Here is an 18783-nt window from a genome sequence, read left to right on the forward strand (position 1 = left end):
CCCATGCTTTTCCAAGTACGAATGGATGTAAATATTCCACGTGATATGCCCGTTGAACAGGCAAATGAAATTAAAGCCGTTGAAAAGGCTTATTCACAGGAATTGCAGCGTCAAGGCAAATGGCGTCATATCTGGCGCATTACTGGCCAATACTCAAACATCAGTATTTTTGATGTTGAGAGCAACGAAGAACTGCATAACATTTTACAGGGTCTTCCGCTCTACCCTTACATGAACATTGAAGTGATGGCATTAAACCGTCACCCCTCATCTGTTCGTGACGATGACACCTGATTTAACCCTGAAAACTGGAATAAACCTGTGTTCCAGTTTCACAAAAAAACATATTTAACATACCAAGTAGCAAACAAGGAAAGTGGCAGCCATCGATCTCTTTAAGCAGAGATATTTGCCACCAAAGTACCCATCCAAGGAGTAATAAAATGGATCGTCAAACCATTGAAAATGTAGTTAAAGCTTGTAACGTAGACACTTCTGAAGGTCCAGTAGATGCCCGTTTACAACAAGTTGTTGTGCGTCTGGTTACAGACTTTTACCAAGCCATTGAAGATCTTGATCTAAGCCAGTCTGAAGTTTGGAAAGGTGTAGAAGCGCTGATCGACATGGCAAAAGCTGATGAATTTGCACTGTTAGGTTCAGCAATCGGCCTGGAACACTTCCTGGACTTGCGTGCTGATGAAGCTGATGCAAAAGCAGGTTTAACGGGTGGTACACCACGTACAATCGAAGGCCCTCTATATGTTGCTGGTGCACCTGAATCAACAGGTTTCGCTCGCATGGACGATGGTACTGAAGAAGGTAAAATCCCGACACTTATCATCGAAGGTAAAGTAACTGACACTGATGGTGAAATTCTTTCTGGTGCTAAAGTAGAAATGTGGCATGCCAACAGCAATGGTAACTACTCTTACTTCGACAAATCTCAGTCACACTTCAACCTTCGTCGCACCATCCTGAGTGATGAAAACGGTAACTACACTGCGCAAACCACTATGCCTGTAGGTTACGGTTTGAACCCTGAAGGTCCGTTACAACACATGTTGAACAAGCTTTCTCGTCACGGTCAGCGTCCTGCGCACGTGCACTACTTTATCTCTGCGCCAGGTCACCGCAAGTTGACAACTCAGTTCAACATCGAAGGCGACAAATACCTTTGGGATGACTTCGCATTCGGTACTCGCGAAGGTCTGGTAGCAACTGCGGTTGACGTTACTGACGAAGCTGAAATTGCGCGTCGCGGCTTGAAAGGTCCTTTCAAACACATCCAGTTCGACGTTGTACTTCAAAAAGACAAAGAAGGTGCGCCTTCTACTGAAGTTGAACGTCGTCGCGCAAGCGCTTAATTAGCAAACAAGGAACTGCAGCGCTTCATTCCCCAAAGAAGGGCAATGAAGCGATGTGGTGACTTCCCTAAAATTTGGAAAGTCGGAGAACGGACATGCCACGTATTCCTGTAATCAATACCAGCCATCTAGATCGTATCGATGAATTACTTGTTGAAAATTATGAAACAGGTGAATTCAAACTCCATCGTTCAGTATTTACTGATGAAGCCTTATTTGACTTAGAGATGAAATATATCTTTGAAGGCAATTGGGTTTACTTGGCACATGAAAGCCAAATTCCGAATATCAACGATTACTACACCACGAACATTGGCCGTCAGCCAATCATCATTGCGCGTAACCGTAATGGCGAACTGAATGCCATGATCAATGCCTGTTCACACCGTGGTGCAGAGCTTTGCCGTTACAAACGCGGTAACAAAGCAACTTATACCTGCCCTTTCCACGGCTGGACATTCAACAACTCTGGTAAGTTGTTAAAAGTTAAAGATCCTTCTGATGCCGGTTATTCTGACTGCTTCAACAAAGAAGGTTCACACGACCTGAAAAAAGTTGCACGTTTTGAAAACTACAAAGGCTTCCTGTTCGGTAGCTTGAACCCGGACGTTCCTTCTCTTGAAGAATACCTTGGTGAAGCAACCAAAATCATCGACATGATCGTAGGTCAGTCTGAAGAAGGTCTGGAAGTTCTACGTGGTGCATCTACCTATACCTACGAAGGTAACTGGAAACTGACTGCTGAAAACGGTGCTGATGGTTACCACGTGTCTGCAGTTCACTGGAACTACGCTGCGACAACTCAGCAACGCAAAGAAAAACAAGGCGGCGATAACATCCGTGCGATGAGCGCTGGTTCTTGGGGTAAACAAGGCGGTGGTTCTTACGGTTTTGAAAACGGCCACATGCTGCTTTGGACACAATGGGCAAACCCGGAAGACCGTCCAAACTTCCCGAAAAAAGATGAATACACCGAGAAATACGGTGCAGCCATGGCGAAATGGATGATCGAGCGTTCGCGTAACCTGTGTATCTATCCAAACGTTTACTTCATGGATCAGTTCGGTTCACAAATCCGTGTACTGCGCCCGATCTCTGTCGATAAGACGGAAGTAACCATCTACTGTATCGCGCCTAAAGGTGAAGCACCTGAAGCACGTGCACGTCGTATCCGTCAATACGAAGACTTCTTCAACGCGTCTGGTATGGCAACTCCGGATGACCTGGAAGAATTCCGCGCATGTCAAGCAGGCTACCAAGGTATCGCGCTTGAATGGAATGATATGAGCCGCGGTTCTAAACACTGGATCCAAGGTCCGGATGAGGCTGCCAATGAAATCGGTTTAAAACCAAAACTTTCTGGCGTTAAAACTGAAGACGAAGGTCTATATCTGGCTCAACACGAGTTCTGGTTGAAACTGATGAAAAAAGCAATTGCTGCTGAAAAAGAGATTGCTGCTGCAGGAGAACAAGCATGAGCGCGATTACTTTAGAAAATATTGCTCAATTCCTTTACCGCGAAGCGCGCTTCCTGGACGACGAGCAATGGGATAACTGGTTAGAGTGCTACGCTCCGAATGCACAGTTCTGGATGCCAGCCTGGGACGACAATGACACCTTGACCGAAGATCCTCAGTCTGAAATCTCCCTGATTTTCTATCCGGACCGTCAAGGTTTGGAAGACCGTGTATTCCGTATCAAGACTGAACGTTCTTCAGCAACCATGCCGGATACCCGTACCAGCCACAACATCAGCAACATTGAAATTGTGGAACAAAACGGTGACCAGGTGACTGTACGTTTTAACTGGAATACTTTGAGTTTCCGTTACAAAAAAAACTACAGCTACTTCGGTATGTCGCGTTATGTGATCGATTTCTCTGGCGAACAGCCAAAAATCCTGAACAAGTACGTGGTACTGAAAAACGACTATATCAACCAAGTTATTGATGTTTACCACATCTAAGCTGATTAGATTAGAAAACCGGTCCTGGCCCAATGGAATGTTGGCCCGGGCCACCTGATGTTTTAACTCATTTGTAGGATACTTGCCATGTCAAACCATAATGTTGCACTTCAATTTGAAGATGGCGTAACGCGTTTTATTACTGTTGTTGACGGTGAAACTCTTTCTGACGCAGCATATCGCCAAAAGATCAATATTCCGCTAGATTGCCGTGATGGTGCATGTGGTACGTGTCGTGCATTTTGTGAATCAGGCACTTATGATATGCCGGAAGAAACTTATATCGAAGATGCTTTAACACCTGAAGAAGCGGCTGAAGGCTATGTACTGGCTTGCCAGTGCCACCCGACTTCTGATGCTGTATTCCAGATTCAAGCAACTTCTGATGTTTGTAAAACTCAAATTCATACTTATCAAGGTACTCTAACTTCTGTTGAGAACCTGTCTGAATCAACGATTACTTTTGAAATCGAACTTGACGCTGCTGAGCCAGAAATTAATTTCCTAGCAGGCCAATATGTCAATGTCGGTATCCCTGGTACATCTGAAACCCGCTCTTACTCTTTCAGCTCTAAACCGGGTGACCGTAAAACCGGTTTCGTTGTTCGTAACGTCCCGAATGGCAAAATGAGCAGCTTCCTGAGCCAAACGGCTAAAGTGGGCGACAAAATGACTTTTACTGGTCCTTTCGGTAGCTTCTATTTACGTAATGTTGCACGCCCTGTCGTGATGCTGGCAGGTGGTACAGGTATTGCGCCATTTTTATCCATGTTATCCGTTCTGGAAGAAAAAGGTTCGGAACAGCCTGTACGTCTGGTATTTGGTGTAACCAACGACTTTGACCTGGTTGCATTAGAGCGCCTTAACGAACTTCAAGCAAAATTACCATGGTTTGAATACCGTACCGTTGTGGCAAATCCGGAATCTGCACATGAGCGTAAAGGTTATGTCACAGGCCATATTAATAATGAATGGTTAAATGGTGGTGACGTGGACATCTACTTATGTGGTCCAGTCCTTATGGTCGAAGCGGTTCGTGGCTGGTTAGAGGCTGAAGGTGTTAAACCAGCAAACTTCCTGTTCGAAAAATTCTCTGCAAACTAAGTTGGAGAATCAAATGAATCGCGCAAAAAGATTTGAAAACAAAGTTGTGATCGTAACCGGTGCCGCTCAAGGCATCGGTCGCGGTGTAGCGCTACAAGTGGCCAGCGAAGGTGCTCAAGTTGTTCTAGCAGATATATCTAATTATGTCGACGAGACATTAGCGGAAATTGAAGCACAAGAAGGTGATGCAATTATCGTCAAGGCTAACCTGGAAACCTTTGCAGGTGCAGAATCTGTGGTTGCCCAAGCAATTGAGACCTATGGCCGTGTTGATGTGCTCATCAACAATGTCGGTGGGGCGATCTGGATGAAACCCTTTGAAGAATTTTCTGAAGAAGAAATTATCAAGGAAGTGAATCGTTCACTGTTCCCAACCATGTGGTGCTGCCGTGCGGTATTGCCTGAAATGATCAAGAATCAGCAAGGTACTATTGTCAACGTATCTTCAATTGCAACACGTGGTATTAACCGTGTGCCTTATTCAGCTTCAAAAGGTGGCGTAAATGGTTTAACCGCTTCCCTCGCCTTTGAACATGCCAAAGATGGTATTCGTGTCAATGCAGTTGCGACAGGTGGAACAGAAGCCCCTCCACGTAAAGTACCGCGCAATGCCAACCCACTGACTGAATCTGAAAAAGAATGGATGCAGCAAGTGGTTGATCAAACCATTGACCGTACCTTTCTGGGACGCTACGGCACAATTCAGGAACAAGTCAATGCCATCACTTTCCTGGCATCTGACGAATCTTCTTATATGACAGGAACAGTGGTTCCCGTTGGTGGTGGTGATCAGGGCTAACCCTGATCATAGGCGTGGTACAGGATCATTGATTTATCAGCATGGAGGCAGTAGCAATGACGACCCTGTTTAAAAGCTTAAAAGATGACTGGTCTGTGTCAGCAACGGTTGCAGGATTTCTAGCCGTACTGATTTCCTATTCCGGGCCATTAATCATCTTTTTCCAGGCAGCACAAAAAGCCAATGTTGACCCCAGCATAATGATTTCATGGATCTGGGGCATCTCCATTGGTGCAGCAGTTGCAGGGATTTTTTTATCAATCAAGTACAAAGTCCCGGTTATCACCGCCTGGTCAGCGCCCGGCACGGCACTGCTGGTCACACTATTTCCCAATATTTCATTAAATGAAGCGGTCGCTGCCTATATCACGGCCGCTTTGGTGATTCTTTTTATTGGTTTGACAGGCTATTTCGACAAGTTATTGAAGTGGATTCCCCAATCCATTGCAGCGGGCATGATGGCCGGGATTTTATTTCAATTTGGCTTGGGACTGTTCACTGCTACAAACAGCATGCCCCTGATCGTGTTTGGCATGCTACTGGTTTTTTTAGTATCCAAGCGCGTAAGTCCACGCTACAGCATGGTTTGGGTACTGCTTGCAGGAGTTTTACTCAGTTTAATCCTCGGCAAAATGAATCCAGTCACTGTCGATTTCAGTCTTGCCATTCCGCAGTGGATTAGCCCTGAATGGTCAATCAATGGCATGCTGAATCTGGCGATTCCACTAATCTTGGTCAGCCTTAGCGGGCAGTTTTTGCCTGGCATGGCAATTATGAAACTCAGTGGTTATGACACACCTGCAAAACCGATTATCACTACCACCAGTATTGCATCGCTTGCTGTGGCTTGCGTGGGTGGCATCACCATTGTTTTGGCATCCATTACCGCTGCCTTGTGTATGGGTAAGGATGCACATGAACTTAAAGATAAGCGCTATATCGCAGGAATCGCCAATGGTGTGTTTTACATTTTAGGCGGTTTATTTGCCGGCAGTATTGTCATGCTGTTCAGCCTGCTGCCGAAAGAACTGGTTGCAGCACTTGCAGGCCTTGCCCTATTGGGTGCCATTGCCACCAATATTTCAGTGGCCATGAAAGATGAAAGCGAACGTGATGCAGCCTTAATCACTTTTTTAGCTACGGCATCCGGTATGCATTTCCTCGGATTGAGTTCGGTGTTTTGGGGCATTTGTATCGGTCTCGTCGCCCATCTTTTATTAAGCAAACCCAAAACAGGTCCCGCAGTGTCCAACACTGTTTCCTTCTCCCAAACTGAAACTAAATAATTTTAGCGTTAGGAACGATTATGATCGATAAAAGCGTGGCTTCATTAACGGAAGTCCTCTCTCAAATTAAAGATGGTTCGACCATCATGATTGGCGGTTTTGGTACAGCGGGTCAGCCGGCAGAGCTGATTGATGGCCTGATTGAGCTTGGCATCAAGGATCTGGTTATTGTAAATAATAACGCTGGTAATGGCGATTACGGCCTGGCCAAACTTTTAAAGACCGGTGCTGTGCGCAAGATCATCTGTTCTTTCCCGCGTCAGTCTGACTCCTACATCTTTGACGAACTTTACCGTGCCGGAAAAATCGAACTGGAACTGGTGCCTCAAGGTAACCTGGCTTGCCGTATTCAGGCTGCTGGTATGGGCTTGGGTCCAATCTACACGCCTACAGGTTTCGGAACATTGCTGGCTGAAGGTAAACCGACCCTGAACTATGAAGGCAAAGACTTCGTTTTAGAAAACCCGATCAAGGCGGATTTTGCCTTAATCAAGGCGCATAAAGGCGACCGTTGGGGCAACCTGGTGTACCGTAAATCTGCGCGTAACTTTGGCCCAATCATGGCGATGGCAGCAGACGTGACCATTGCCCAGGTGTCTGAAGTGGTTGAACTGGGTGCACTGGATCCTGAACACATCATTACCCCGGGAATTTTTGTTCAACACGTTGTTCAAGTTAAACCTGCACAATAATTGGTATCGGAGAGAAACGATGAGCTATAGCAAACTGACCCGTGACCAGATCGCTGAACGTGTGGCACAAGACATTCCTGATGGCGCCTATGTCAACCTCGGCATTGGCTTACCAACCAAGATTTCCAGCTACCTGCCTTCAGACAAAGACGTGTTTTTACATTCTGAAAATGGCCTGTTGGCTTTCGGCCCTCCTCCTGCTGAAGAAGACCGTGATCCTGAGCTGATTAATGCCGGTAAAGAATTCGTGACCTTACTTGAAGGTGGTGCCTTCTTCCACCACGGTGATTCCTTCGCCATGATGCGTGGTGGTCACCTTGACATCGCTGTACTCGGTGCTTTCCAGGTCGCTGAAAATGGTGACCTGGCCAACTGGCATACCGGTGCACCGGATGCGATTCCTGCAGTGGGCGGTGCAATGGACTTGGCCGTTGGTGCGAAAAAAGTCTTTATTACCACCGATCACGTGACTAAAAAAGGCGAGCCAAAAATCGTCGCTGAGTTGGCTTATCCAGCAACGGGCCTGAAATGTGTCGATCGTATCTATACTGATCTCTGCGTGATTGATGTCACCCCTGAAGGCATGAAAGTGATTGAGAAAGTTGAAGGTCTGTCATTTGAAGAATTGCAGTCAATGACCGGTGCCAAACTGATTGATGCGACTCAATCAAATTAAGGGGAAGTCCCTCCTTTCTTGCACTTAGTTTTAAAAGCAGTGCTTTAAAACATGTTCAGGAGGGATTTAGGGAGGATTTGAGGAATAAAACTACTTCATTCAATCCCTCCCTTGCGAAGCAATGCTTCTCACCCTTTAAAAAAGGGAGGAGTTTTCTTCTTTTAAATATGTGAGAAATACACAATGAAAAATGCCTATATCGTAGATGCCATCCGTACCCCATTCGGCCGTTATGCCGGTGGACTGGCTCCTGTCCGTACCGATGACTTGGGTGCACTTCCAATCAAAGCCTTGATGGAACGCAATCCATCGGTTAACTGGGAACAAGTTGATGACGTGATTTATGGCTGTGCCAACCAGGCCGGTGAAGATAACCGTAACGTCGGTCGTATGTCATCCCTGCTTGCAGGCCTGCCTTATCAGGTGCCAGCAACGACCGTGAACCGTCTGTGTGGTTCATCTCTGGATGCAGTAGCGATTGCTGCGCGTGCGATTAAAGCCGGTGAAGCGAACCTGATTATTGCTGGTGGTGTGGAATCCATGTCTCGTGCCCCATTTGTGATGGGTAAATCTGAATCTGCCTATGGCCGTAGCCAGAAAATCGAAGACACCACCATGGGCTGGCGTTTCATTAACCCGAAACTGAAAGAAATGTATGGCGTGGAAACCATGCCGCAAACCGCTGAAAACCTGGCGGAACAGTTCAACATCAACCGTGCAGATCAGGACCAGTTTGCTTTAACCAGCCAGCAACGTACTGCTGCTGCACAAGCCAAAGGTTTCTTTGATAAAGAAATTATTCCTGTGGTGATTCCGCAGCGTAAAGGCGATGCTGTTGTAGTTGATAAAGACGAACATCCACGTGCGACCACTACAGAAGCTTTGGCAAAACTGAAGCCAGTCGTGAAAGCCGATGGTACCGTAACTGCAGGTAATGCTTCCGGGATCAATGATGGTGCGGCTGCCCTATTAATTGCATCTGACGAGGCAGTTACTCAACACGGCTTAAAACCACGTGCCAAAATTATTGGCTCAACCGTCGTGGGTGTTGAACCACGCATTATGGGCTTTGGTCCTGCACCTGCCATCAAAAAATTATTGGCACAAACAGGTTTGACCATTGAACAGATGGACGTGATTGAACTGAATGAAGCCTTTGCAGCACAAGCTTTGGCTTGTACTCGTGACTTGGGCATTGAAGATGGTTCAGAGAAAGTCAATCCAAATGGTGGTGCAATTGCTTTAGGTCATCCACTTGGTGCATCTGGCGCGCGTCTTGTGATGACTGCACTGAACCAGCTTGAACAGACTGGCGGTAAATACGGTCTGTGTTCAATGTGTATTGGTGTCGGTCAAGGCATCGCTTTGATTATTGAACGCGTTTAATCCTCATTCAAAGTCCCCCTTTCATAAAGGGGGATTTAGGGGGATTTATAAGATTAAGGATTTAAAAAATGCCAACTTTTACATCGAATAATGCACAGATTAATTATCAAACCTTTGGTGATGCATCTAAGCCAGCCTTGATTTTTTCTAATTCACTCGGCACCAACTATGGGATGTGGCAAAAACAATTTAATCACTTCAAACAGGATTATTTTGTGATTTGCTATGACACCCGTGGTCATGGGGCTTCATCTACGCCACAAGGTCCGTATAGTCTTGATCAACTGGGTCAAGATGTGGTGAATCTGCTTGATCATTTAAAAATTGAAAAAGCTGCGTTCTGTGGTATTTCAATGGGTGGTTTAACCGGTCAATGGTTAGCGATTAATAAACCCGAACGTTTTAGCCACGTGATTGTCTGCAATACGGCAGCCAAAATTGGTCAGGAACAGGCCTGGAATGAGCGTGCCGCGCTGGTGCGTGAACAAAGCCTACAACCAATCGCTTCTACCGCAGCATCACGCTGGTTTACTGAACCCTTTATCCAAAGCAACCCAACAGTAGTTGAAAATCTTCAAAACGACTTGGAAGCTGGCAGCAGCGAAGGTTATGCAAGCTGTTGTGAAGCTTTGGCTAAAGCGGATTTACGCGAACAGCTGAAAGATATTACTGTGCCGGTACTGGTGATAGCAGGTCAGCAAGATCCGGTAACTACAGTGGCTGATGGTCAGTTCATGCAAGAGCGTATTGCCCATAGTCAGCTGTTTGAAATCAATGCCTCGCATATTTCCAATGTAGAGCAACCTGAAGCCTTTAATCAGGCGGTGCAAAAATTTATTGCAGCTTAAAAAAGCACAGAGCAAAAGATAAAAAGCCACTTTTCGAAGTGGCTTTTTATCTTTTGCATCTTTTTTCTCGCATCAGGCCCGGATCACTAAGATTGCCGCAATCACCACTAAGACCAATCCCCAATGCTCCGCACGGGCCAGTTTTTCTTTAAAGAAATAAGCGGAAATCAGCATACTAAACAGAATCTCGATTTGGCCTAAGGTTTTGACCACCGGTACACTCATCATGCTCATGGCAGTAAACCAGCCGAGCGATGCCATAAAACTGCACACACTCACCTTAAAAGTGAGGCCCAAACGTTGCCACATGGCAATTAAAGTACGGCGGCTAAATAGCCCCAGATAAAGCAGCATACTGATACACTGGAAACTGATCACCAGCAGTAATACCCATGCTGCACGGTGTAAATTTGGTAAATTTGTGAGTTCCAGACTAGCTTCTCGTACCAGTAGTGAAGTAATGGCAAAACTTAAACCACTTCCGATACCAATTGCCAGTGTTTTGGCTGAGAACCCGGCCATCTGCTGGCCTTTACTCAGCAAAAATACCGCATAACCACCCAGTGCCACCCCGATCCAGGCCAGAAAGGACAAATGGTCAGCCAGAAAAGTTACGCCAATAATCGCGGCCAGTATCGCTTCACTTTTAGCCAGCCCTACCCCAATCGCGTAATTTTTTTGCTTAAACAGCTGTACCATCAATGCAGTGGCTAAAATCTGGCTGGAAGCTGCAATCACAATGTAGACCCAGAACTTTGGCGTGAAGTGGACGATACTTTCAACCGGCTTGAAATAATACAGACTACTGAGGTAAAGAGCAGCAAATGGCAATCCAAAAATAAACCGAGCCAGCGTGACTCCCCAGACATCAACCGTAGTGCTCAGCTGTTTTTGGAAGGCATTACGCCAGGCCTGCATAAATGCTGCCATTAAAGTGAAGAAAATCCAGCTCACTGCCATATGCCTAACGCCATTACAACAAAAGTGAACTCATTCTATGCTCTAGTCGGAGGCATGACTAATTAAAAATGGGATGGGCTTTGATAGCGCAAAGTTTGGCTTGATACCCTGAACCATAAAAAATATTAAGCACTGGCTATTTTCAGTTTCGAAAATTTAATCTTAAACAGCTTATCAGGCTTATAGTTAATACTAATAATTTCATATTCTTACTTACTTCTTACAGCCTTTATAGGCTGCTAAAACTTTATTTGCAGCAAGTTTTACACTTTCAATTCGAGGGCTTCATTTAGACTTGAAACATGAGCTGAAACCATAAGGATGCATCTGTATTTAATGGATAAAAGTTGCTTATGATGACCTGAAATCAACCCAAAGGATAAATATTTTGTTAGAGACCTAGAATACTACCAATGATCATCTACACCTCTCTACCTCATAAAAGTTAATTTAAAAAAAACATCAGGAAATAATTGAAGCGGGTTTCAAAATAAAAAACGGCTTATTCATTATGAACAAGCCGTTTTTTGCTTATATTCGCATCAGAGGAAAACCTGAGTCCTCCTCAATAAGAGTTTACTTTTACAAAGTTTTGCCCCGTGCTGCATGCAGTTTTTTGTAGCTATCGATCAGACGTAAATGACGGTCCAAACCTTCAAGCTTCATGCTGGTTTCAGTTAAACCATAGAAACGGATACTGCCGTCCATCGAACCGATCACCGCATCCATACGCTCATCACCAAACATACGGCGGAAATTGGTTTCGTAATCATTCAGGTCCATGTCATCGTCAAGTTCGACTTCTAGAACCACATTCATGCACTGATAGAATAAGCCACGCTCGACTGTGTTGGTATTGTATTGCAGGAAAGTTTCCACCAATTCTTTGGCTTCTTCAAACTCTTGCAATGCAATATAAATCAATAGTTTTAATTCCAGAATGGTGAGCTGTCCCCAAACCGTATTGTCGTCAAACTCGATCCCAATCAAGGTACTAATTTCAGTGTAATCATCTACTTCAACTTCTTCCAGACGTTCAACCAAAGCAACCAGCTGGTCTTCATCCAGACGATGCAAGTTCAGGATATCTTCACGGAACAATAAGGCTTTGTTGGTGTTATCCCAGATTAAATCTTCAACCAGATAAATTTCCGAATAACCCGGTACTAAAATACGGCAAGCGGTTGCACCTAAATGCTCGTACACAGCCATGTATACTTCCTTGCCCATATCTTCCAGAATGCCGAACAACATTGCCGCTTCTTCAGCATTGGAGTTTTGACCTTGGTTAGTAAAGTCCCACTCTACAAACGCGTAGTCAGACTGGGCACTAAAGAAACGCCATGACACTACACCGCTGGAATCAATAAAGTGCTCGACAAAGTTATTCGGCTCGGTTACCGCGTTACTGCTGAAGGTTGGTTTAGGCAGATCATTCAAGCCTTCAAAACTACGACCTTGTAGCAGTTCAGTCAAACTCCGCTCCAAAGCGACTTCAAAGTTCGGATGTGCACCAAAAGAGGCAAATACACCACCCGTACGCGGGTTCATCAAGGTCACACACATCACCGGATACTGGCCGCCTAAAGATGCATCTTTAACCAGTACCGGGAAGCCTTGCTCTTCCAGACCTTTGATCCCTTCAACAATTTTTGGATATTTTGCCAGTACATGTTCAGGCACATCCGGAAGTGCAAGCTCACCTTCTAAAATTTCGCGTTTAACGGCACGTTCAAAAATTTCAGATAAACACTGGACCTGGGCTTCGTCCAAGGTATTCCCCGCACTCATACCATTGGAAAGATACAGGTTTTCAATCAGGTTGGATGGGAAATAAACTGTTTCACCATCAGAATGACGCACAAATGGCAATGAACAGATTCCGCGCGCAGTATTGCCCGAGTTGGTATCATACAAATGTGTGCCCAGCAGTTCATCTTCAGGGTTATAAATTTCTAAAGTATATTCATCCAGAATTTCTTTTGGCAATTCCCCATTTGGACCTGGCTGGAACCATTTTTCATCCGGGTAATGCACAAATTCAGCATTGGCAATTTCTTGCCCCCAGAACTGGTCGTTATAGAAGAAATTACAGTTCAAACGTTCAATAAATTCACCTAAAGCTGAAGCCAAAGCACTTTCTTTGGTCGAACCTTTACCGTTGGTAAAGCACATCGGCGATTGGGCATCACGAATATGTAAAGACCAGACATTCGGTACAATGTTGCGCCATGATGCGATTTCAATCTTCATGCCCAGGTTCGCCATAATGCCGGACATATTGGCGATGGTTTCTTCTAATGGCAGGTCTTTACCCGGAATATAAGTACTGCTTTCCGAAGTCAAGCTCGGCATCAGCAAAGCTTGAGCATCGGCATCAATACTTTCCACTTCTTCGATCACGAATTCCGGACCAGTTTGAATCACTTTCTTTACCGTACAGCGATCAATGGAGCGCAAAATACCCTGGCGGTCTTTTTCGGAAATATCAGCCGGTAATTCAACCTGAATTTTAAAAATCTGCTTGTAACGGTTTTCCGGGTCGACAATATTGTTTTGCGACAAACGGATATTATCGGTTGGAATGTCACGCGCTGCACAGTACACCTTTACAAAGTAAGCGGCACATAATGCAGATGATGCGAGAAAATAGTCGAAGGGACCCGGCGCTGAACCGTCACCTTTATAGCGGATGGGTTGATCGGCGATTACCGTGAAATCATCGAACTTGGCTTCTTGTCGAAGGTTGTCAAGATAATTGACCTTAATTTCCATGCGGGCACCTAAATATTCTTATGTGTCAGTGCAACACATAAAAATCAGAAAATAAAATATAAGCCGAATTACAGATAAGAAACTGACTTAAAAAATAGTGTGACTAGCGTCATTCGTATAACAAAGCAAACGACTGACCCTAGAAATGATGGACGGTATTATAGAGGGATTTTGCCTGATTGATAACTTTTGTCTGCTGTTCTCGCCTATTGATGAGAAATGCTTAAAATAGGACAACTTAGATCTGGCACTATCAAGACAATATTTCCAGACACTTTACTAAATATGTAGCTCTTACTCAGGTATAAGTCACGACTAGACATCATGTGGAGCTTCATCATGAATTGTGAAATAAAGTAAATTTCAATCAAATTATGTAGAAAAATAAAATAAAAATTACATCCAATTAAAGGGTTCCACACATAAGCTCATAAAAATTTCCACAATAGATACTAAATCTTTCAATAAGATTTTAGCTACAAACTGCAAACCTGCATTTTGTGCCTGTTGAAGTCTGAATTCGAACTACGACTTCAAGCATTTCTACAAAAAAGGTTTACTCAAATCAGTTGAGGTCAAATGATGATAAAAACAACGCTAAGCATAATCGGACTGTCTTTGGTTTCCACACTGGCTCTGGCTGCCGACCCCTTACATGGGAGCAAATGGAAAACGATTGATGATGTGACCAAGAAACCCTTATCTGTGGTTCAATTTACTGAAACATCCAAGGGTGTGCTTTCAGCAAAGATTGTAGATGTATTGGAAGGCACTGAAGGAGAAAAATGTACCAAGTGTAAGGGTAAATTTTATAATAAACAGCTTCAAGGCATACAGATCGTATCTGGCCTGAAAAAGGCCGGGAACAATAGCTATGATGGCGGAAAAATTACCGATCCTAAAAATGGTAAAACTTATAGCTTTAATGCCAAACTCTCTGAAGATGGCAAAACTTTAAATGGTCGAGGCTACATTGGTATATCCGCCCTTGGTCGAAGCCAGACTTGGGTACGTATCCATTAACATCATCAGATTGAATCAATTAAAAGTGACTTTAATCAGTCACTTTTAATTGCAAATCACACATTCCTTCTGAAATAGCTCTACTAGGAGCTGTACTCTGATCTTTCCCCCAGATTGTTGACTTGTAATTTCAATAAAATTAAACCGGTAATCATTATTCATCCGTTATTTTTAGTTTATAACCCATGTTCTCAGCACTAATGACTGACTCTTGTCTGATTTTGAAAATCGCGATTTTACCGTCGTCTGCCCCACATAAAGCAATATGTGACATTTGATCTGTACCTATTTCAGCAGCAAAAACTTTAATATTTGCCTGTTCTAATTCATGTTTAAGTTGATGAAGCTGATCATCGGCATTGACTCCCGAACACTGTTTGGTTCCTAATGATTTTGTTATCGCAATCAAAGGCATTTTATCCATACTATAAGTTTGACATCCCCCTAACCCCAATAGTGCCATTACTACAAAGCATATATGTTTCTTGATCATGTTGATTCCATCCATCATATTTCTAAAAGGTACAGAGCATAAAATATGCTTTTATCTCATCGTTAATTTATCTGTCTGATTACCCATTCCAAGAATACTTTTTTATCAAGAAAATTAGGAGAATGGGTAGAATCTATGACCTTTTGCTTACCGTTAAATGTCCCCAAAAAGCTATAAGAATTTTTAACTTCAAAAAAACCGCCATTCATTTCATGGATTTCATAAAAAAATTCTTTTAACTTCTCGAACTGGGTGTTCTTATGAAAATAAGGACGCATAAGTAAAAAATTATAAATTTGTTCCAGACTACATAATTCATTTTGCATATTCATGCTTATCCGCCTATATAAATATGTTTAGATTGATTTAACCAAATTACAAATTAAATTCTATAAATCCTATCACAATATTTTTTATAAAGTAATCATGGTTAAAATTTCTATAAATTTAAAAAATTAATAAATCATTTTTTGCTCACAAGGATAATCGATAACAATAATGATTATACTTCCTCCTTAAAAAGGATAATAATTTTTAATTCAAAAATATAATCAATAATATAAGATTGTTAATATTTTTAAATATTATTTCAAGATCATGCCGACTAAATACTCCAAGTGAATATCCACTTGAATTGTGACAAATATACGTCAACGTACATTCGTGTGATCAAAGTTATATAAAATGTAACCATGTTATGCAACAATATTTAATTATAAATTCTAATACCTTATTTTTTAACTATATATTCATTAAATATCAATAATTAAAATTTATTTTTTGGCTAATTTTTCAAGGATTTTTATCGGATTTTTATCGGATTTTAAATGTAAGAAAATACTTGGAATAAGACTTGATCTACATTTTAACACCTTAAAATCTATATTTTTTTAATCTCACTCAGGCACATATTTCAAATTAGATAAAAATAAAATAAGCATAAATTATGTAAAATTTATTTATTTTATGTAGCTTTAATAATATTTTTATCCCTTAATTATTTTTTTAATGATATTTATGAGTTAATCAAATAATTAATAGACAGTAAATATGTGTGGCTCAATTTCTTATTCTCACCCCTCTCAACATTACGCTCATAACTTGTTACAGTTTATAATTCCTTATTTATCCCGGGATAAAAAGTATTGTTTATTTCTGGATATTGATGGAACAATCTCAGAATTTCATCCTGATCCCTCTCAAAGTTTTATTTCATTCACCACCTTAAATACTTTACAGCAATTAAGTCATTTGAATGTTTCGATCATCTTTCTCACGGGTCGTTCAGTCAAGGTTGCCTCAAAACTCCTGTTTCCTTTAAAAATGCCCATAGCGGGTACGCATGGCCTGGAAATAAAAATCGATGACGACACTCAATTCAGTATTGCTACAAATGCAATTCATTTTTCTTCATTACAAGACGATATTCTAAAACGCTGTCAGCCCTATCCTCAATTGTTGATTGAAAACAAAACCTATTCTGTTGCTATACATTATCGTCAACATCCTGAACTTGCTGATATTGCAAAACAAATTGCTAAAGAAGTTCTAGAAACCTACCCAGAACTGAAAATAAATGAAGGGAAATATGTATTTGAATTGCTCCCTCAACAGGCAGATAAGGGACAAGCGATTCAAACGATGTTGGAGTATTTAAATCTTAATGATGTATTCGCTATTTTCATTGGGGATGACAAAACCGACGAGTCTGGCTTCAAAGTTATCAATCAGTTAGAAGGTATCAGTATAAAAGTTGGACCAGAACCTACTCAGGCGCATTACCGACTAAAAAATGTTGAAGATGTTACTGATTTTCTTGATTTATTTTCACAATTCTTAGAAGCCCATTGTTTGAGACTGTCTCAAGTATCAGAGGGAGAAAAAGCATGTCTAGATTAATCGTATTATCGAACCGTGTCAGTTTACCCAATCCCGATAAATCTACTGCTGGGGGATTAGCTGTGGCATTGCAAGATGTACTTGCTGATATTGGTGGAATCTGGCTGGGTTGGAATGGTGAAAAAATCGCCAATCATCAAGAGCCGCACTTCAATCAAACCGAATATAAAGGTGTGGAATACGTTACATGTCCTTTAACCGAAGAACAGTACCAAAATTATTACTGTGGTTTTGCCAATAATACTTTATGGCCGGCAATGCATGATCGCGCCGATTTAATTGAATACCAGGCTCAACAATACACCACCTATCAACAGGTTAATCAGCTATTTGCCAGACAGCTCAAACAAATGGCCGAGCCAGACGATTTGATCTGGGTACATGATTACCACTTTTTAAGTGTGGCGCGTTATTGTCGGGAAATGGGCATGAAAAATAGAATTGGATTTTTCCTGCATATTCCCTTTGCTGGCCTAAAGATCTGGAATTTAATTCCTACTGCACTTTCATTGATTCAAGACCTTTGCCAGTATGATGTTGTGGGTTTACAAACTGAACATGACCAGCAGCAATGTATGCAAGTGTGCAGTCATTACCTGGCTACTCAGCCTATCAATACTCACATGTTGAGCTTTAATCATCATCAGGTCACTGTGCAATGTTATCCGATTGGGGTTAACCCCGAACTGATACAAAAAGTCGCCGAGCAAAAAGATGAAAATACTTCCACTATATTTGAATTTGAGAGTCTTAGTGATCAGCAAACCATTATTAGCGTTGATCGCATTGATTATTCCAAAGGGTTAATCGAACGGTTTAATGCCCTGGAAACATTTTTACAGAGCAATCCTGAATATCATAAGCATCTTACCGACATACAGATTGCCTGTCCCTGCCGTATGGAAATTGCCGCGTATAAAGATTTATTCGAACATTTACAGTCCAAGGTGGATTTGATTAATCAGGAGTTTTCCCAAGATGACTGGTTACCGATCAACTGTACCCATGCCACCATTTCACATGATGTATTAATGAAAATTTATCGGCAGGCCAATATTTGCTGGGTAAATTCTTTGCGTGACGGGATGAATCTGGTGGCCAAAGAGTTTATCGCGGCCCAGGACCCGGAAAATCCGGGAGTACTGATTCTTTCAAAATATACCGGTGCAGCAGCACAGATGTCTGAAGCATTAATGGTCGATCCTGAAAATTGCAGCAGCATGATTCATGCATTAAAAAAAGCCTTAACCATGGCAAAATCGGAACGTTTGGAACGTTATCAGCAATTAATGAATGGCTTAAAAAGTTTTGATATCAATGACTGGCGTAATGCATTTTTAGCCGATCTGAAAGGCGTTGAAAAAGTGAATATCCTTCCCTCATTCACTAAAAAAGCCTGTCAGAAAATTGTGAATTATTAAGTATTTAAAACAAAAATTTTATATTTTCTAGTCATAAAAAACGAGCATATCAACTTTTGGATATGCTCATTCTATTTTAATAAATTAAATC

18 protein-coding genes are annotated in these 18783 nt (G+C 42.4%); 14 read left to right on the top strand and 4 right to left on the bottom strand.

What is annotated here, in order from left to right:
* Positions 1-3: 3 nt before the first annotated feature.
* The 11 genes from catC (at position 4) to pcaD (ending at position 10121) form a co-directional block, all read left to right on the top strand.
* Positions 4-294 (top strand): muconolactone Delta-isomerase, encoded by a 291-nt coding sequence (gene catC / locus GTU69_RS09300; RefSeq protein ID WP_166169979.1) that lies wholly within the window; start codon positions 4-6, stop codon positions 292-294.
* A 149-nt stretch (positions 295-443) separates the two neighbouring features.
* On the top strand, positions 444-1364 hold the full coding sequence (catA, locus tag GTU69_RS09305) for a catechol 1,2-dioxygenase (RefSeq protein ID WP_166169981.1): 921 nt from the start codon (positions 444-446) through the stop codon (positions 1362-1364).
* A gap of 95 nt (positions 1365-1459) precedes the next feature.
* Positions 1460-2842, top strand: a complete 1383-nt coding sequence (gene benA, locus GTU69_RS09310) for a benzoate 1,2-dioxygenase large subunit (RefSeq protein ID WP_166169983.1) — start codon at positions 1460-1462, stop codon at positions 2840-2842.
* Positions 2839-3330: a benzoate 1,2-dioxygenase small subunit gene (gene benB, locus GTU69_RS09315; protein ID WP_086196942.1), complete on the top strand. Its 492-nt coding sequence runs from the start codon at positions 2839-2841 to the stop codon at positions 3328-3330. Before benA ends, benB begins: the two co-directional genes overlap by 4 nt.
* 87 nt (positions 3331-3417) lie before the next feature.
* Complete coding sequence (gene benC / locus GTU69_RS09320) at positions 3418-4434, top strand: benzoate 1,2-dioxygenase electron transfer component BenC (protein WP_166169985.1); 1017 nt, start codon at positions 3418-3420, stop codon at positions 4432-4434.
* A 13-nt stretch (positions 4435-4447) separates the two neighbouring features.
* On the top strand, positions 4448-5233 hold the full coding sequence (benD, locus tag GTU69_RS09325) for a benzoate diol dehydrogenase BenD (RefSeq protein WP_166169987.1): 786 nt from the start codon (positions 4448-4450) through the stop codon (positions 5231-5233).
* A 56-nt stretch (positions 5234-5289) separates the two neighbouring features.
* Positions 5290-6519: a benzoate/H(+) symporter BenE gene (gene benE, locus GTU69_RS09330; RefSeq protein WP_166169989.1), complete on the top strand. Its 1230-nt coding sequence runs from the start codon at positions 5290-5292 to the stop codon at positions 6517-6519.
* A gap of 20 nt (positions 6520-6539) precedes the next feature.
* Positions 6540-7211 (top strand): 3-oxoacid CoA-transferase subunit A, encoded by a 672-nt coding sequence (locus tag GTU69_RS09335; RefSeq protein ID WP_166169991.1) that lies wholly within the window; start codon positions 6540-6542, stop codon positions 7209-7211.
* Positions 7212-7230: 19 nt separating this feature from the next.
* The gene (locus GTU69_RS09340; protein ID WP_131273832.1) at positions 7231-7887 is read left to right on the top strand and encodes a 3-oxoacid CoA-transferase subunit B; all 657 of its coding nucleotides are present in this window, start codon (positions 7231-7233) and stop codon (positions 7885-7887) included.
* A 183-nt stretch (positions 7888-8070) separates the two neighbouring features.
* Positions 8071-9273 carry a 3-oxoadipyl-CoA thiolase gene (pcaF, locus tag GTU69_RS09345; RefSeq protein ID WP_166169993.1) on the top strand — a complete coding sequence of 401 codons (1203 nt, stop codon included), beginning with the start codon at positions 8071-8073 and terminating at the stop codon, positions 9271-9273.
* Between the two features lie 68 nt (positions 9274-9341).
* On the top strand, positions 9342-10121 hold the full coding sequence (gene pcaD, locus GTU69_RS09350; RefSeq protein WP_166169994.1) for a 3-oxoadipate enol-lactonase: 780 nt from the start codon (positions 9342-9344) through the stop codon (positions 10119-10121).
* A gap of 72 nt (positions 10122-10193) precedes the next feature.
* Here pcaD and GTU69_RS09355 read toward each other — a convergent pair whose 3' ends face one another.
* Both GTU69_RS09355 and GTU69_RS09360 read right to left on the bottom strand, forming a co-directional pair.
* Positions 10194-11081 carry a DMT family transporter gene (locus GTU69_RS09355; protein WP_166169995.1) on the bottom strand — a complete coding sequence of 296 codons (888 nt, stop codon included), beginning with the start codon at positions 11079-11081 and terminating at the stop codon, positions 10194-10196.
* Between the two features lie 582 nt (positions 11082-11663).
* Positions 11664-13856, bottom strand: a complete 2193-nt coding sequence (locus tag GTU69_RS09360; protein ID WP_166169997.1) for an OsmC domain/YcaO domain-containing protein — start codon at positions 13854-13856, stop codon at positions 11664-11666.
* Between the two features lie 582 nt (positions 13857-14438).
* On the opposite strand from GTU69_RS09360, the gene GTU69_RS09365 reads away from it, so the two are divergent.
* Positions 14439-14879: a DUF2147 domain-containing protein gene (locus GTU69_RS09365; RefSeq protein ID WP_166170094.1), complete on the top strand. Its 441-nt coding sequence runs from the start codon at positions 14439-14441 to the stop codon at positions 14877-14879.
* 154 nt (positions 14880-15033) lie between these two features.
* On the opposite strand, the gene GTU69_RS09370 is transcribed toward GTU69_RS09365, so the two are convergent.
* Positions 15034-15372: a hypothetical protein gene (locus GTU69_RS09370; protein ID WP_166169999.1), complete on the bottom strand. Its 339-nt coding sequence runs from the start codon at positions 15370-15372 to the stop codon at positions 15034-15036.
* A 62-nt stretch (positions 15373-15434) separates the two neighbouring features.
* Positions 15435-15704: a hypothetical protein gene (locus tag GTU69_RS09375; protein WP_166170001.1), complete on the bottom strand. Its 270-nt coding sequence runs from the start codon at positions 15702-15704 to the stop codon at positions 15435-15437.
* 718 nt (positions 15705-16422) lie between these two features.
* On the opposite strand from GTU69_RS09375, the gene otsB reads away from it, so the two are divergent.
* Together otsB and GTU69_RS09385 are read left to right on the top strand one after the other, a co-directional pair.
* Positions 16423-17271 (top strand): trehalose-phosphatase, encoded by an 849-nt coding sequence (gene otsB, locus GTU69_RS09380; RefSeq protein ID WP_166170003.1) that lies wholly within the window; start codon positions 16423-16425, stop codon positions 17269-17271.
* Positions 17259-18692, top strand: coding sequence for a trehalose-6-phosphate synthase (locus tag GTU69_RS09385; RefSeq protein WP_166170005.1), 1434 nt, complete (start codon positions 17259-17261; stop codon positions 18690-18692). The genes otsB and GTU69_RS09385 overlap by 13 nt, the downstream gene beginning before the upstream one ends.
* Positions 18693-18783: the final 91 nt, after the last annotated feature.

It is taken from the genome of Acinetobacter sp. SA01, from assembly GCF_011319235.1.
GTDB lineage: Bacteria > Pseudomonadota > Gammaproteobacteria > Pseudomonadales > Moraxellaceae > Acinetobacter.

Bases quoted from the DNA above. Each gene is read 5' to 3' on its own strand.
- catC (WP_166169979.1), top strand. From the start codon at position 4: ATGCTTTTCCAAGTACGAATGGATGTAAATATTCCACGTGATATGCCC.
- catA (WP_166169981.1), top strand. From the start codon at position 444: ATGGATCGTCAAACCATTGAAAATGTAGTTAAAGCTTGTAACGTAGAC.
- benA (WP_166169983.1), top strand. From the start codon at position 1,460: ATGCCACGTATTCCTGTAATCAATACCAGCCATCTAGATCGTATCGAT.
- benB (WP_086196942.1), top strand. From the start codon at position 2,839: ATGAGCGCGATTACTTTAGAAAATATTGCTCAATTCCTTTACCGCGAA.
- benC (WP_166169985.1), top strand. From the start codon at position 3,418: ATGTCAAACCATAATGTTGCACTTCAATTTGAAGATGGCGTAACGCGT.
- benD (WP_166169987.1), top strand. From the start codon at position 4,448: ATGAATCGCGCAAAAAGATTTGAAAACAAAGTTGTGATCGTAACCGGT.
- benE (WP_166169989.1), top strand. From the start codon at position 5,290: ATGACGACCCTGTTTAAAAGCTTAAAAGATGACTGGTCTGTGTCAGCA.
- GTU69_RS09335 (WP_166169991.1), top strand. From the start codon at position 6,540: ATGATCGATAAAAGCGTGGCTTCATTAACGGAAGTCCTCTCTCAAATT.
- GTU69_RS09340 (WP_131273832.1), top strand. From the start codon at position 7,231: ATGAGCTATAGCAAACTGACCCGTGACCAGATCGCTGAACGTGTGGCA.
- pcaF (WP_166169993.1), top strand. From the start codon at position 8,071: ATGAAAAATGCCTATATCGTAGATGCCATCCGTACCCCATTCGGCCGT.
- pcaD (WP_166169994.1), top strand. From the start codon at position 9,342: ATGCCAACTTTTACATCGAATAATGCACAGATTAATTATCAAACCTTT.
- GTU69_RS09355 (WP_166169995.1), bottom strand. From the start codon at position 11,081: ATGGCAGTGAGCTGGATTTTCTTCACTTTAATGGCAGCATTTATGCAG.
- GTU69_RS09360 (WP_166169997.1), bottom strand. From the start codon at position 13,856: ATGGAAATTAAGGTCAATTATCTTGACAACCTTCGACAAGAAGCCAAG.
- GTU69_RS09365 (WP_166170094.1), top strand. From the start codon at position 14,439: ATGATAAAAACAACGCTAAGCATAATCGGACTGTCTTTGGTTTCCACA.
- GTU69_RS09370 (WP_166169999.1), bottom strand. From the start codon at position 15,372: ATGATCAAGAAACATATATGCTTTGTAGTAATGGCACTATTGGGGTTA.
- GTU69_RS09375 (WP_166170001.1), bottom strand. From the start codon at position 15,704: ATGAATATGCAAAATGAATTATGTAGTCTGGAACAAATTTATAATTTT.
- otsB (WP_166170003.1), top strand. From the start codon at position 16,423: ATGTGTGGCTCAATTTCTTATTCTCACCCCTCTCAACATTACGCTCAT.
- GTU69_RS09385 (WP_166170005.1), top strand. From the start codon at position 17,259: ATGTCTAGATTAATCGTATTATCGAACCGTGTCAGTTTACCCAATCCC.